The sequence below is a fragment of the Streptomyces sp. NPDC001407 genome (genome assembly GCF_042895325.1).
In the GTDB taxonomy this organism is placed as follows: domain Bacteria; phylum Actinomycetota; class Actinomycetes; order Streptomycetales; family Streptomycetaceae; genus Streptomyces.
In genome coordinates this window covers 50,213-64,418 of sequence record NZ_JBIAWF010000017.1, presented here as the reverse complement: position 1 = coordinate 64,418, position 14,206 = coordinate 50,213, and the positions used below count along the sequence as shown (strand labels likewise).

At 74.1% G+C, this 14,206-nt stretch carries 11 protein-coding genes and 1 riboswitch; of the genes, 3 read left to right on the top strand and 8 right to left on the bottom strand.

Annotated features, from left to right (window positions below; genetic code table 11):
- Position 1: 1 nt before the first annotated feature.
- The 7 genes from ACFY1P_RS23050 to ACFY1P_RS23020 form a co-directional block, all read right to left on the bottom strand.
- Positions 2-1,513 (bottom strand): cobyrinate a,c-diamide synthase, encoded by a 1,512-nt coding sequence (locus ACFY1P_RS23050; RefSeq protein ID WP_361530829.1) that lies wholly within the window; start codon positions 1,511-1,513, stop codon positions 2-4.
- Positions 1,507-2,106 carry a cob(I)yrinic acid a,c-diamide adenosyltransferase gene (cobO, locus tag ACFY1P_RS23045; RefSeq protein ID WP_390751736.1) on the bottom strand — a complete coding sequence of 200 codons (600 nt, stop codon included), beginning with the start codon at positions 2,104-2,106 and terminating at the stop codon, positions 1,507-1,509. The genes ACFY1P_RS23050 and cobO overlap by 7 nt, the downstream gene beginning before the upstream one ends.
- Positions 2,106-4,199 (bottom strand): putative cobaltochelatase, encoded by a 2,094-nt coding sequence (locus ACFY1P_RS23040; RefSeq protein WP_390751735.1) that lies wholly within the window; start codon positions 4,197-4,199, stop codon positions 2,106-2,108. The genes cobO and ACFY1P_RS23040 overlap by 1 nt, the downstream gene beginning before the upstream one ends.
- Positions 4,199-5,860, bottom strand: a complete 1,662-nt coding sequence (locus tag ACFY1P_RS23035) for a cobyric acid synthase (protein WP_390751775.1) — start codon at positions 5,858-5,860, stop codon at positions 4,199-4,201. Before ACFY1P_RS23035 ends, ACFY1P_RS23040 begins: the two co-directional genes overlap by 1 nt.
- Positions 5,861-5,889: 29 nt before the next feature.
- On the bottom strand, positions 5,890-6,876 hold the full coding sequence (locus ACFY1P_RS23030; RefSeq protein ID WP_390751734.1) for a cobalamin biosynthesis protein: 987 nt from the start codon (positions 6,874-6,876) through the stop codon (positions 5,890-5,892).
- A 121-nt stretch (positions 6,877-6,997) separates the two neighbouring features.
- Positions 6,998-7,124: riboswitch (cobalamin riboswitch) on the bottom strand.
- Between the two features lie 281 nt (positions 7,125-7,405).
- A complete protein-coding gene (locus tag ACFY1P_RS23025) occupies positions 7,406-7,618 on the bottom strand; it encodes a hypothetical protein (protein WP_390751733.1) in 213 nt (70 codons plus the stop codon).
- Between the two features lie 12 nt (positions 7,619-7,630).
- The gene (locus tag ACFY1P_RS23020; RefSeq protein WP_390751732.1) at positions 7,631-8,860 is read right to left on the bottom strand and encodes an anion permease; all 1,230 of its coding nucleotides are present in this window, start codon (positions 8,858-8,860) and stop codon (positions 7,631-7,633) included.
- Positions 8,861-8,973: 113 nt separating this feature from the next.
- On the opposite strand from ACFY1P_RS23020, the gene ACFY1P_RS23015 reads away from it, so the two are divergent.
- The 3 genes from ACFY1P_RS23015 (at position 8,974) to ACFY1P_RS23005 (ending at position 12,752) form a co-directional block, all read left to right on the top strand.
- The gene (locus ACFY1P_RS23015; protein ID WP_361535667.1) at positions 8,974-9,663 is read left to right on the top strand and encodes a class II aldolase/adducin family protein; all 690 of its coding nucleotides are present in this window, start codon (positions 8,974-8,976) and stop codon (positions 9,661-9,663) included.
- 428 nt (positions 9,664-10,091) lie between these two features.
- Positions 10,092-11,219 carry an alpha/beta hydrolase gene (locus tag ACFY1P_RS23010; protein ID WP_390751731.1) on the top strand — a complete coding sequence of 376 codons (1,128 nt, stop codon included), beginning with the start codon at positions 10,092-10,094 and terminating at the stop codon, positions 11,217-11,219.
- A 111-nt stretch (positions 11,220-11,330) separates the two neighbouring features.
- Positions 11,331-12,752 (top strand): hypothetical protein, encoded by a 1,422-nt coding sequence (locus tag ACFY1P_RS23005; protein WP_390751730.1) that lies wholly within the window; start codon positions 11,331-11,333, stop codon positions 12,750-12,752.
- A 527-nt stretch (positions 12,753-13,279) separates the two neighbouring features.
- Here ACFY1P_RS23005 and ACFY1P_RS23000 read toward each other — a convergent pair.
- The gene (locus tag ACFY1P_RS23000) at positions 13,280-14,167 is read right to left on the bottom strand and encodes a neutral zinc metallopeptidase (RefSeq protein ID WP_361532481.1); all 888 of its coding nucleotides are present in this window, start codon (positions 14,165-14,167) and stop codon (positions 13,280-13,282) included.
- Between the last annotated feature and the right edge of the window lie 39 nt (positions 14,168-14,206).

Sequence of the window (14,206 nt, the reverse complement as noted above, 5' to 3'; positions counted from 1 at the left end):
GTCACCGCCGTGCCGCGCCCGCCACGAAGCGGTGCGCGGTGCCGGGGGAGCCGGCCCAGTGCGTATGGAGATACGAGGCGTGGACGCCGCCCTGCACGAAGCCCTCCACCCGGCGCTCCGGGTGCGTCATCCCCCACGCCGGGGAGGCGCCGGTGCCCGGCTCCACGACCGTGCGGTGGAACTCGTGACCGCGTACGCGAGTGCCCGCCGGGGCCAGCGGGTTGTCCGCGATGGCGACGGCCTCCCGGTAGCCGAGCGTGAGCCGGCCGGACATCCGGGCCTCCGCGGGCAGCACGCCGCACATGGGCTTGCCGTCGAGCGAACGGCACAGGTAGAGCAGCCCCGCGCACTCGGCGGCGACGGGCGCGCCGCGTTCCGCCAGGGCGGCGACGGCTGCGCGCAGGGGCTCGTTGGCGGAGAGCTCCGGGGCGTACACCTCGGGGAAGCCGCCGCCGATGACGAGGGCGGTGGTGTCCTCCGGCAGTCGCTCGTCGTGGAGGGGGTCGAAGGTGACGACCTCCGCGCCGGCGGCGCGCAGCAGTTCTGTGTGCTCGGTGTAGGAGAAGGTGAAGGCGGGGCCGCCCGCGACGGCGACGACGGGGGTTTGTTCCCCTGCCCCGCCCCTTCCCGAAACCGTGGCTGCGCCCCAGCCCCCGCAACACGGCTTCGCCGCGTTGTCCTCAATCGCCGGACGGGCTGAAATCAGCCCGCGGGGGCGCCTCCCAGCGGTAGCTGGGGGAGATTGAGGACGCCCCCGCAGGGCGCTCTCACCGCAGACGGCCTCCGCCTCCGGATCCCAAGCCGGTCCCGTCAACGGCGGCGCATCGTGGGCCAGGGCGAGGAGGCCCTTGAGGTCGCAGCCCTCGCGTACCTGTGCCGCCTGCGCGGCCACCGCGGCCAGCGCGGCCGCGCTGCGTTCCGCCACCGGCACCAGGCCGAGGTGGCGGCTGGGCGTGTCGACCGCGGCCACGCGCCGCAGCGCGCCCAGCACCGGGACCCCCGACTCCGCCAACGCCTCGCGCAGCAGCGCCTCGTGGCGGTCCGAGCCGACCTTGTTCAGGATCACGCCCGCGACCCGCACCTCCGGGTCCCACGCGGCGAAGCCGTGCACCAGGGCCGCCACCGACCGCGACTGGGACGACGCGTCCACGACCAGCACGACCGGTGCCTTCAGCAGCTTCGCCACATGAGCCGTCGACGCCAGCTCGCCCTGCCCGCTCGCCCCGTCGTAGAGGCCCATCACGCCCTCGACCAGGGCGAGATCGCAGCCCGCCGCGCCGTGCAGGAACAGCGGGGCGATCCGCTCGGGCCCGCACATGTAGGCGTCCAGATTGCGGCCCGGACGGCCGGTCGCCAGCGCGTGGTAGCCGGGGTCGATGTAGTCGGGGCCGACCTTGTGCGGGGACACCGCGAGCCCGGCGTCCGCGAAGGCCCGCATCAGGCCGGTGGCGACGGTCGTCTTGCCGCTGCCGGACGCGGGCGCGGCGATGACGAGGCGGGGGACGTTCACCACTCGATGCCCCGCTGGCCCTTCTGGCCCGTGTCCATCGGGTGCTTGACCTTGGACATGTCCGTCACCAGATCGGCGAAGTCGATCAGCTTCTCCGGGGCGTTGCGGCCGGTGATCACCACATGCTGGGTGCCGGGCCTCTCCCGCAGCACCGAGACCACCTCGTCCGTGTCGATCCACCCCCAGTGCATCGGATACGCGAACTCGTCGAGCACGTAGAGCTTGTACTTCTCCGCCGCCAGGTCGCGCTTGACCTGCTCCCATCCCTCGCGCGCCTTCTCCTCGTTGCTCAGATCGGAATCACGCTGGATCCAGGACCAGCCCTCGCCCATCTTGTGCCAGTCCACCGTGCCGCCCTCGCCGGAGGCGCCGAGGACGCGCAGCGCGTTCTCCTCGCCGACCTTCCACTTCGCGGACTTCACGAACTGGAAAACACCGACCGGCCACCCCTGGTTCCAGGCGCGCAGCGCCAGCCCGAACGCGGCCGTCGACTTGCCCTTGCCGATGCCCGTGTGGACGAAGACCAGCGGCCGGTTGCGGCGCTGGCGCGTGGTGAGACCGTCGTCCGGCACGACGGTCGGCTGTCCCTGCGGCATTAAGCGGCCCTCCTGGAGCTTGTGTTCCTCACGGTACGTACGAGCGCGGAGACGCTGTCCGCGCGCAGTTCCTCGAGCGTGACCACCGGGCCCCGCAGCTCACGGCCCAGCTCGCCCGCCAGCCCGAGCCGCACCGGGCCCGTCTCGCAGTCCACGACCACCGACGCCGTGCCCTCGCCCGCCAGCAGCCGCGCGGCCCGCGCCGCCCGCGCCAGCGGCTCGGGGCCGCCCGTCGCCCGGCCGTCCGTCACCACGACCAGCAGCGGCCGCCGCGACGGGTCGCGCAGCCGCTCCACCCGCAGCACCTCGTGCGCCTGGAGCAACCCCGCCGCCAGCGGCGTACGGCCACCGGTCGGCAGCCGCTCCAGCCGGGCCGCGCCCACGTCCACCGACGACGTCGGCGGCAGCGCCACCTCGGCGCCCGCACCCCGGAAGGTGATCATCCCGATCTTGTCCCGGCGCTGGTACGCGTCCAGCAGCAGCGACAGCACCGCGCCCTTGACCGCGCCCATCCGCTTGCGGGCCGCCATCGAACCGGACGCGTCCACGACGAACAGCACGAGATTGCCCTCGCGCCCCTCGCGCACCGCCTCCCGCAGATCGTCACGGCGCACGACCAGCCCCGGCCCGCCGCGCCCGCGCGCCCGCTGGTGCGGCGCCGCCGCCCGTACGGTCGCCGCCAGGTGCAGCTTCGCCAGCGCGCCCCGCGGGCGCCGGGCCCCCGTCGTCCGGCCGTGCGCGGTACGCGCCCGCGAACGCCGCCCGTCCGCGCCCTCGCCCAGGCCCGGCACGTCGAACTTGCGCGCACGGAACGGGTCCGAGGCGGCCACCGCCGGGGCGTCACCGCCCTCCGAAGGACGTGACTGCCCGTCGGCCGCGCCCTGCTCACCGTGCGCCTCGGAGGGTGAACTCTCCTGCCGCGCCGGGGCGTTCTCCGGCGAATCGCCCTGTGCCGGGACGTCCGGGGTGCCGGGCCCGTCGTTGTCCCGCGGCGGCTCGCCGCCCTCGGGACCGTCGTCGCCGGGGCCGCCGTCCGGGCCCTCCGGCTCCGGGTCGGGCTCGGGCTCCGGCTCGTCGTCCTCGAACTGCCGCAGGATCTCGTCGAGTTTGTCCTCGTCGAGGCCGGGGGCGTCGAAAGGCGCACGGCGCCGCCGGTGGGGGAGGGCCAGCAGGGCCGCCTGCCGGACGTCCTCGGTGAGCACGTCCGTACGCCCCGCCCACGCGGCCAGCGCGGTGGCGGTCCGCGCGGTCACGATGTCCGCGCGCATGCCGTCCACCTCGAACCCGGCGCACACGGCGGCGATGCGGCGCAGTGCCCCGTCACCGAGCCGTACCGCCGGCAGCAGCGCCCGCGCGGCGGCGATCCGCTCCCGCAGCGCGTCCTCCTCGGCGGCCCACTTGGCGGCGAAGGCGGCCGGGTCCTCGTCGTAGGCGAGCCGACGGCGTACGACCTCCACCCGCTCGTCCGGCTCGCGCGACGCCGCGACCTCGACGGTCAGGCCGAAGCGGTCGAGCAACTGCGGCCGCAGCTCGCCCTCCTCGGGGTTCATGGTGCCGACGAGGAGGAAGCGGCTGGCGTGGCGGACGGAGACGCCTTCGCGCTCGACGGACGAGGAGCCGGTCGCGGCCGCGTCGAGGAGGCTGTCCACGAGGTGGTCACCCAAAAGATTGACCTCGTCGACGTAGAGCACCCCCCGGTGCGCGGCCGCCAGCAGGCCCGGCTCGAAGGCCTTGACGCCCTCGCCCAGCGCGCGCTCGATGTCGAGGGCGCCGACGAGCCGGTCCTCCGAGGCACCCACCGGCAGCTCGGCCATGCGCGCGGGGCGCGGGGCGTGCGGGGCGCCGTCCTCGTGCGGACCGTCCGGGCAGGCGGGGTCCGGGGACGCCGGGTCGCACGAGAACCGGCAGCCGGTGACGGCCTCGACCTCGGGCAGCAGCGCGGCCAGGCTTCGGACGGCAGTCGTCTTGGCCGTGCCCTTCTCGCCCCGTACGAGCACTCCGCCGATGGCGGGTGAGAGGGCGTTGAGCAACAGGCCCAGCCGCATGTCGTCCATGCCGACGATCGCGGTGAACGGATAGGTGGCCGAGGCCATCAGGTGTTACCCCCTTCGAGGGAATCGATCCCACCGGGCACGCCGGTGGCCGCCGGGGTCTCGCCGGCACTGTCACCGCGACGGTCCGGGCTCTGTTCTCTGCGCGCAGGCGGAAGCGGTGCCCCCGGCGGTATGAACCGCATCCCGCGGGGAACCCCGTCCTCGATCAGCCGCAGCAGCGCGTCCGTGTCCGCGTGCTGCTCTATGAGGTCGCCGAGCCGGTCCAGCTGCTCCTCGCGCAGCGCCGCGAACGACGTGTCCGGTGCCGGTACGAACGACCGGCCCGCCGCCTCGGCGACCCGTCGCAGGAACGCCCGCCGGAAACCGTCGCTCTCCAGCGAGCCGTGCCAGTGCGTGCCCCACACGGATCCCGACCGGCACCCGTCCAGGAACGCCTCTTCTCCGCCCAGCACTTCGGCGACACCGTGGTGGATCTCGTAGCCCTCCACCCGCTCGCCGAGCGCCTCGCCGACCGGCCGGGCCAGCGTCTTCTCCAGGGCGAACCGCACCCGGACCGGCAGCAGGCCCAGGCCCTCGACGGTGCCCGCCTTCGACTCGACCTCGTCCTCGATGCGCTCGCCCAGCAGCTGGTAGCCGCCGCAGATGCCCAGCACCGGCCGGCCCTCCGCCGCGCGCCGCGCGAGCGCGTCCGCGAGCCCGCGCTCGCGCAGCCAGGCGAGCGCCCGCACGGTGCCGCGGGTGCCCGGCACGACGACCAGATCCGCGTCGAGGAGCTCCTCCGGGCGGTCCACGAACCGTACGACGACGCCCGGTTCGGCGGCGAGCGCGTCGACGTCGGTGAAGTTCGACATCAGCGGCACCGCGCACACCGCGACGCGCAGCACGTCCGCGCCGTGCGGCGGGGCCACCACCGACTCCCGGACGGCGCCGCGCATCGACACCCGCAGACCGTCCTCCTCGTCGATGCCCAGGCCGTGGGCGAACGGCAGCACGCCGACCGTGGGCCGCCCGGTGAGGTCCCGCAGCATCTCCAGGCCGGGCTCCAGCAGCGTCACGTCACCCCGGAACTTGTTGACCAGATAGCCCGCTATGTGCGCCTGGTCCTCGCGGGACAGCAGCGCCGTCGTACCGAAGAACGACGCGAACACCCCGCCCCGGTCGATGTCACCGACCACGACGACCGGCAGCCGCGCCGCACGGGCTATGCCCATGTTGACGATGTCCGTGCGCCGCAGATTGATCTCGGCGGGGCTGCCCGCGCCCTCGCAGATCACCGCGTCATGGGTGCGCCGCAGCTCCTCCAGGCACGCGGTCACCGTGCCGAACAACTGCTCCTGACGCCCCGAATGCCGTGTCTCCCCGGGGGACGACCCCCCGGACCCCCCGAAATACCCACGGGCGCTGAGCTCGCCCACAGGCTTGCCCATCAGCACCACCTGACTGCTGCGGTCGCCACCGGGCTTGAGCAGCACGGGATTCATCAGGGCCGACGGCTCGACCCGGGCCGCGGCCGCCTGCATGGCCTGCGCGCGGCCGATCTCCGCGCCCTCGCGGGTCACGAAGGAGTTGAGCGACATGTTCTGCGCCTTGAACGGCGCGACCTTGACGCCCTTGCGGACCAGCCACCGGCAGATCCCGGCGGTCACCACGCTCTTGCCCGCGTCCGAGGTCGTCCCGGCCACGAGCAGGCCCCCGCCCAGCGGGCCCGAAGGCCCGCCCTTGTCCGCTGTCACCGGCTCCTCCTCGTAAGACGATCTGGGGAAAGGCTGCCCGCCGCACGGCCCCGGGAGACGGCGGCCCGCACCCCGATCGCGACGCCCAGCGCCAGCAGCGACACCCGCCGGGAGAGGCGCACGGCGCGCTCGATGTCGGCGGTCTCCACGGGCCGGTTCTCCGCGCCCAGGACGGGGCGGTGCTCGACGCGGCCCTTGTAGGCGAGGGTGCCGCCGAGCCGGACGCCGAGCGCCCCGGCGAACGCGGCCTCCACCGGGCCCGCGTTGGGGCTCGGGTGCCGGGACGCGTCGCGCCGGGCCACCCGCCAGGCACCCCGAGGGTCGGGGCCGGCGAGCACGGCGAGGGTCGCGGTGAGCCGGGCGCCGGGCCAGCCGACGACGTCGTCGAGCCGGGCCGCGGCCCAGCCGAAGCGCCGGTAGCGGGGCGACTTGTGGCCGACCATCGCGTCCAGGGTGTTGACGGCCCGGAAGCCGGCCAGCCCCGGAACGCCGCCCAGCGCACCCCAGACGAGGGCGCCGACGACGGCGTCGGAGGTGTTCTCGGCCACGGACTCCACGACGGCGCGGGCCATTTGCGGGCCGTCCAGCGCCTCGGGGTCGCGCCCGCACAGATGGGGCAGCCGCTCCCGGGCGACCTCCAGGTCACCGGCGGCGAGCGCGCCCCCGACGGCACGGGCCTCACGGCCCAGCGAGGTGCCGCCCAGCACGGCCCACGTGGTGGCGGCGGTCAGGGCGATCCCGGCGGCGCGGGAGGGGCGTACGGCACGGGCCAGCGCTCCGGCGGCGGCCACGGTGCCGCCCGCGCACAGCAGCGTGTGCAGGGCGCCGTGACCGCGGTGGTCACGCCACAGCCGCTGCTCCACGGCCTGCGCGGCCCGTCCGAAAGCGGCCACGGGATGGCCGCGGCGGGGGTCGCCGAGGGCGCGGTCACCGAGGAAGCCGAGGGCGGCACCGCACGCGAAACCGAGATGATCGGCGCGCATCGGATCAGACCGCCGTCGTGTGGTACCTGGATCCGGGGGAACGGGATGGTCGGCGGCGGCCGGGCATGGCGATGTGTCCTCACTCAGGGTCCGCGCCCTGGCTCGACGTGACCGGCGACCAGAGTCTCCTGGCTCCCGGATCGACGCCGCCCCCGGCCTTCCGGCCTCGCGGCCGTGGCGGTAGTGCTTGGGGGAACGCTCCCCGGTGACAGTGGCGGGACCGCGCCGGACTCACACCGGCTTCCTCTGCTGTCGCCGTTTGGCCCCGGAAGTCCACCATGGGGTATGAACGGGCGTCAACTTCCGGCCTGGTGGGTGGGCTGGGCTTGGGGGTGCGCTGATCTGGGTGCGGTGCGTGGGCGCCTGCGGCGCTCGTCCTCAAACGCCGGACGGGCTGATGGTGCTGGTTACGGTCAGCACCATCAGCCCGTCCGGCGTTTGAGGACAACACGCGAAACGTGTTGCGGGGTCTGGGGCGAAGCCCCAGTTTCGGGAAGGGGCGGGGCTGGGGAACAAAACCCACCCCCACCTACCCCACGATCAAAAAGATCCCGTACCCCACAGCCGCCGCGCACAGCGCAAAGCACGCATACGCCCCGGACCGCGCCAGAACCCCCGGAGCCGCGCTGCCCGCAGGGCGCGACGTTCCGACGATCCCCAGCGTGAAGACGCCGACCAATCCGACGGTCACCACGAGGCTGACGCCGAAGACCTGCCCAAGAGCTGCCCAGTCGATGTGCATGGTGTGGATTCCTTAGCTCGCCGCGGCGGCGGGAGTGCGCCCGGCTTCGGGGGAGACGGTGACCACGGGGCCGACCGGCGGCGGGGCGACGGCCTGGAGCGCGGCGGTGACCACACCGGCCGGCTCGGCCGCTTCCGGCTGGTCCTCGTTGACGCTGTCGTGGGTGACGGGCTTGCGGCGGGAAGCGGCGTAGATCGCGCCGGACACCATCAGGCCGAGTACCGCGACCGTGGCGACGCCCCAGTCGCCCTGGTCGGCGAGGAACGCGGCGCCACCGGCGACGATGCCCGCGGCCGGCAGCGTCAGGCACCAGGCGACGGCCATCCGGCCCGCGGTCGACCAGCGGACCACGCCGCCCTTGCGGCCGAGGCCGGAGCCCATGATCGAGCCGGAGCAGACCTGGGTGGTGGAGAGCGCGAAGCCGATGTGCGAGGAGGCGAGGATCACGGTCGCGGCGCCGGTCTGGGCGGCGAAGCCCTGCGGCGGCTGGATGTCGGTGAGGCCCTTGCCGAGCGTACGGATGATGCGCCAGCCGCCCAGGTACGTACCGAGCGCGATGGCCAGGCCCGCGGAGACGATGACCCACAGCGGCGGGTCGGAGTGCGGGGCGACGACGCCGCCGGTGACCAGCGCGAGGGTGATGACACCCATCGTCTTCTGCGCGTCGTTGGTGCCGTGGGCGAGGGAGACCAGGGCGGCCGAGGCGATCTGCCCGGCGCGGTAGCCCTTGGCGGTCTCCTTCTCGTCGCGGCCCTTGGCGAGCCGGTAGGTGAGCCGCGTGGCGACCATGGCGGCGATGCCGGCCACGACGGGCGCCGCGACCGCCGGGATGAGGACCTTCATGACGACCTTGTCGGCGTTCACCGCGTCGAAGCCGACGGACACGATGGTCGCGCCGATCAGGCCGCCGAAGAGGGCGTGCGAGGAGCTGGAGGGCAGTCCGGCCAGCCACGTCAGCAGGTTCCAGACGATCGCGCCGATCAGGCCCGCGAAGATCACTTCGGGTCTGATCCCGGCGCTCTCGTCGATGATGCCCCCGGAGATGGTCTTGGCGACCTCGACGGAAAGGAACGCGCCGACAAGGTTGAGAACGGCCGACATCGCCACTGCCACCTTGGGCTTGAGTGCCCCGGTGGAGATGGTGGTGGCCATGGCGTTGGCCGTGTCGTGGAAGCCGTTCGTAAAGTCGAACACCAAGGCCGTGACGATCACGATCCCGATGAGAAGCGTGATGTGTTCCATTCACCCAGGCAATCAGCTCGATGGTCAGTACAGCGGTGACCGTAAGGACCCTGGGTGAACGGAAGGTGAACTGGGTCGGACCGAGTGGTGACGCGAACCGGAGGCGGATGGCGATGCGGATATCGAACACAGCGCAGAGTGACAACGGCGACACGGGCGACGACATAGGCCGGGCCTGGGCCGAGGTGGTGGCCACCGCCCGCCGCACCGTGGCGGACGGGCTGGTGGTGGGCACCTCCGGCAACGTCTCGGCGAGGGTCGGCGATGTCGTTCTTGTCACGCCCAGCGGGGTCCCCTACGACCGGCTCCGCCCCGAGGACGCGGTCGGCGTCGACCTCGACGGCCGCCAGGTCCTCGGCGAGCTGACCCCCACCAGCGAACTCCCCATGCACCTGGCCGTCTACCGCTCCACCGACGCGGCGGCCGTCGTCCACACCCACGCCGTCCACGCGACGGCGACCGCGGGCCTGGTCGACGAGCTGCCCCTGGTCCACTACATGGCGGGCGCGCTGGGCGGCCCGGTACGGGTCGCCGACTACGCGCTCTACGGCACGGACGAACTCGCCCACAACATGCTGCGCGCCCTGGAGGGCCGCACGGGCTGTCTGCTGCGGAACCACGGCACGGTCGTCCACGGCGCGACCCTCGACCAGGCGTACGACCGGACCGCTCAGCTGGAGTGGATGTGCGAGCTGTGGCTGAAGTCCGCCGCGGTCTCCGGCCGGACTCCGTCCCTGCTCACGCTTGACGAGCTGGGGGAGGCGACGCGGAAGCTTCGGGGGTACGGGCAGCGGAGGGGGTGAGCGGGGTTTTGTTCCCCAGCCCCGCCCCTTCCCGGCTGCATCTGATGTGCGGCTCCGCCGCGTGGGGGAGACCCCGGACCCCCTTGAGCGCCCTGCGGGCGCGTCCTCAAACGCCGGACGGGCTGAAACATGCGGAACATGGTTCGTAACCCGCGGGCCGCAGGCAACGGACTACCGTCCGCACATCCAGCCCGTCCGGCGTTTGAGGACGCGCCCGCAGGGCGCTCTCCGCCGCTGGGGGCACCTCTGGGGGCACCCCCGGACGGAGTCTGGGGGAGGTAGCTGGGGGAGGCAACGGACCCGCACTCGGGGGTCTGGGGCGCGAGCCCCGGTTTCGGGAAGGGGCGGGGCTGGGGAACAAAGCCCGCCGCAGGCGAACCGCACACCCCCCACTGGCCAGAGCCTCACCCCGCGCTCACACTGGAGACGTGCACCCGGCGAGAGCGGCAGCCCTGGCCGCCACGACCGTGATAAGTGCCGGAGCGGCCGCCATAGCGGCCGGACGGTTCGCCTCCGACGCTGCGCTGAAGCCCCGCCCGGGCAGCCCGCCACCGGACGCCCCGGAGCTCGTCGTGCACGCCGTCGGCAACGGCACCGTCACCCTGACCCGCAGCATCGAGGCGCAGCGGCCCGGCACGTACGGCCTCAATGCGCCCGGCCTGCACGCCGTCGTGGGCGGGCCCGTCGCGGGTGAACCGCACCCCGCCGACTGCGTCGTACGCCGCCTGGAGAGCGTGACGCACGGCGTGCTGGAGCCCGGGGCCCGGGTGCGGCTCACGCCGCAGGTGCACGTGGGCAACCCCCGCGACGCCCTCGGTCTCGACCACGCCGACGTCGAGGTGCCGGGGGAACTGGGTCCGCTGCCCGCCTGGTTCGTGCCGGGCGACCGCGCCACCTGGGTGATCGCGGTGCACGGCCTCGGCACGACCCGCGAGCACCCCATGGTCGTCATGCCGTTCCTCAGCCGGCTGCGGCTGCCCGTCCTCGCCCTCGGCTACCGCGGCGACCCCGGCGCCCCCCGCCCACCGGAGGGCATCAGCCATTTCGGCGCCGCGGAATGGCGTGATCTCGACGCCGCGATCCGCTACGCCGTGCGCTACGGAGCCCGCCGGATCGTCCTGCACGGCTGGTCCACCGGCGCCACCATGGCCCTCCTCGCCGCCCTCGACTCGGCGCTGTCGCAGCGCGTCGCGGGCGTCGTGATGGACTCCCCGGTCCTCGACTGGCAGGCCCTCGTCCGTGCCTGCGCCGCCTACCGCCGCACCCCGGCCGCGCTGCTTCCGCTTGCGGTGCGGGCCGCGGAGGGGCGGACCGGGCTGGGCGCCGACACCCTCTTCGCCGCCACCGACCCCGCCCGGCTGACCGTGCCCGTACTGCTCCTGCACGGCCCCGACGACACCCTCGCGCCCTGGGCGCACTCCCGTGAACTCGTCGCGCGGCGACCGGAACTGATACACCTGCGCGCCGTCCGGCACGCCCCGCACGCCGCCATGTGGAACGCCAATCCGGCGGCTTACGAAGAGGCTCTCCGCCGCTTCCTCACGCCCCTGATGTGAGCGGTTCCACCGGCCGTTACCGGCCCTTTCCGAACGTCTTGCGGCGCTGGTCCGAAGGTGGACAGTTGATTCCGATTGGGTTTTCGGAGCGTCAACGGCAAGACTGCTCCTGTGACGTCCCGTACTCCGCGCGACTCCCGGCTCAGACTGGTCCCCCGACAGCCGATCGCCGCTGCCCGCCGGGCCGTGGCGAACCGAGGCTCCCGCCCCGCCCCCCGCCCGCCCGCGGGCACTCCGGCACCGGCGGAACTGGCCCGGCAGGCGAGAGGCAGCCTCACGGGCGCGGTCCGCGTGGCCCGCTGGGCGGCCGACGAACGCGGCCGCGGCACGCCCCTGCGCCCGGCCACCGCCGGGAGCCTCGCGGAGACCGCGGCCGAGCGGGCCGCCGACGCCCTGCGGCTGACGGCCCACCAGGTGCGCACCGACTGGGACCGCGCCCGCCTCGCCGGGCTCATCGAGCTGCACGGCGACACCGCGCGCCCCGGCTGGCGCCTCCAGGCGTGGGACCGCGACGACGGCGCCGCGCTGCGCGGCTGGGTCGCCCTCTTCGACGCGTGGTCGCTCGCCCACCCGCTGCCCGCGGGCGCGGACGCGACGATCGCCGCCGAGGTCGTCGAGGCCGCCCCGCAGCTGCTGTCCGTGATGCATCTCTCGGCCGGGCCCGTCTCCGTCGCGATGCTTCTCGACCTCCTCCAGCAGCGGGTCGCCGAGATCCGCGCCGAGCGCTGCGAGATCCCCTACGACGGTCCCGAGCCGACGGCCGAGCCCGCCGCGCCCCCCGCCCCGGGGGCGGGCGACCCGCTCGCCGGGCTGCTCGACTGGGCGCTCGAAGGGCTCGCCGCCGTCGGCGCGCTCGTCATGCGCGACGGCGCCGGCGACAGCCGGGAAGCGCTCCTGACCCCGCTCGGCAACTGGGCGGTCTGGGTCAAGCTCGAACAGATCTGTGTGGCCGCGCAGAGCCCGGCCGGACACATCGAGCTGTCCGCCGAGGCGATGCTGCGCGGCTGCGCCGACCTCACGCCGGGCCCGGCCCGCACCGAGTACCGCGCCTGGCTGGCCGCCCGGCCCACGCGCAGCGCCCTCAGCGAGCTCCTCGACGCCGCGCGCGGTGACGACGCCCTCGTCCGGGGCCTGGCCTTCGAGGCCCTGCGCGCGGTGGGCGCCCCCGCCGAGCCCGCCGTACGGGCCGCCGCCGAGGAGCCGTGCCTGCGCCCGTACGCCCTGCTGTGGCTCGCCGAGCACGAGGGCCGGGACGCGGAGCAGGCGGCGGAGGTCCTCACCCGCGAGGAGGCGACCTGGCTGTGGGTGGACACGGCCGCGGCCGTCGCCGACCACGGCGAGAGCCGCCTCCTGGTCCGCCACCTGGACTCGGCGGTCCAGGGCACGGTCCCGGGCCTCCTGGAGGAGGTACGAGCGGTGGGCCACCCCCGCACGGTCCAGGTCCTGGTGGCCCTCGCCGCGGCCCACCCGGACCCGGCCCTGGCAAAGGCGATGCGCAGAGCGGCTTTCCAGGTCCACGTAGGGGGCGCGTGACTGCCCTGGGTGCGGGTCCGTTGCCGCCTGCGGCGGGAGCGGCCTGCGGCCGCGTCCTCAATCGCCGGACGGGCTGAATGGTGCGGTCCGCTGCTCCCCCGGCTACCTCCCCCAGACTCCGTCCGGGGGTGCCCCCAGAGGTGCCCCCAGCGGCGGGCGGCCTCAACAAACGCCGGCCGGGCTGAGATTGCGGACCGTAGTCCGTAGCCTGCGACGCTGGACGAGCTGGATGCGCGGACCGCAGTCCGCAATCCCTGCGGCCCACAGGCAACGAACCCACGGTCCGTGAAATCCAGCCCGTCCGGCGTTTGAGGACACCGCGCGAAGCGCGGTCAGGGATCTGGGGCGCAGCCCCAGTTTCGGGAAGGGGCGGGTAGGGGAAAAAGCCCGCCGCAGGCGCAGCCCCCCACGCGGCGGAGCCGCACATCAGACGCAGCCGGGAAGGGGCGGGGTAGGGAAACAAAGCGCCGCAGGCGGCAATGCACCCGGAAACGAAGCGAACCCCGAAACCCGGTCAGCCCGAGCGGCTAGCGGAACGTGTCGCACTTCCCCAGGTCCCCCGACCCGTACCCCGTCGTGAACCACTGCTGCCGCTGCGCCGCAGACCCGTGCGTCCAGCTCTCCGGCGTGACCCGCCCCTGGAACTTCTCCTGGATCCGGTCGTCACCGACGGCGGCCGCCGCGGAGAGCCCGTCGTCGATGTCCGCCTTCGTCAGCTGGGTGAGCAGCGGGCGGCCGGTGGACTTCTCGGGCGTCGTGGTGGCGTGCTTGGCCCAGACCCCGGCGTAGCAGTCGGCCTGGAGCTCGACCTTGACGGAGTTGCTCCCGGCGCCGGTCCGCCGGTCCTGGGCGCGGCCGAGCGTGCCCATCAGGTTCTGGATGTGGTGCCCGTATTCGTGCGCGACGACGTACGCCTGGGCGAAGGGCCCGCCACTGGCCCCGAACTTGCTGTGCAGCTCGCTGAAGAACCCCAGGTCGAGATAGACCTTGCGGTCACCGGGGCAGTAGAAGGGGCCGACGGCCGAGGTCGCGGCCCCGCAGGCGGTGTTGGTGCGGCCGGTGAAGAAGACGGTCGACGCCGGGGTGTAGGTGCGCGAGCGGCGGGCGAATTCCTGGCTCCAGAAGGACTGGGCGCTGTTGACCACGGCGACGATCCGGCAGTCCTCCTTGGTGTTGGCGTCGCGCCCGGTGCGGCAGTGCTGGGAGACCTGCTCCCCGGTGCTCGAACTCTCCGACGGCGCCGGCCCGGAGCTGAGGCCGAGCTCCTGCGGGCCGATGCCGAAGAAGAGCCCCAGCACCAGGGCGATCAGCCCCACGATCCCGCCGCCGATGGTCAGGCCGCCGCCCGGGATGCCGCCGCCCCGGGAGTCCTGCACCTGCGACGTGTCCAGGTCCGCGTCGTCGTCGAACTGCATGCGGTTACCGCCTCTCCACCCCGAGTATCCGTGCGCTGT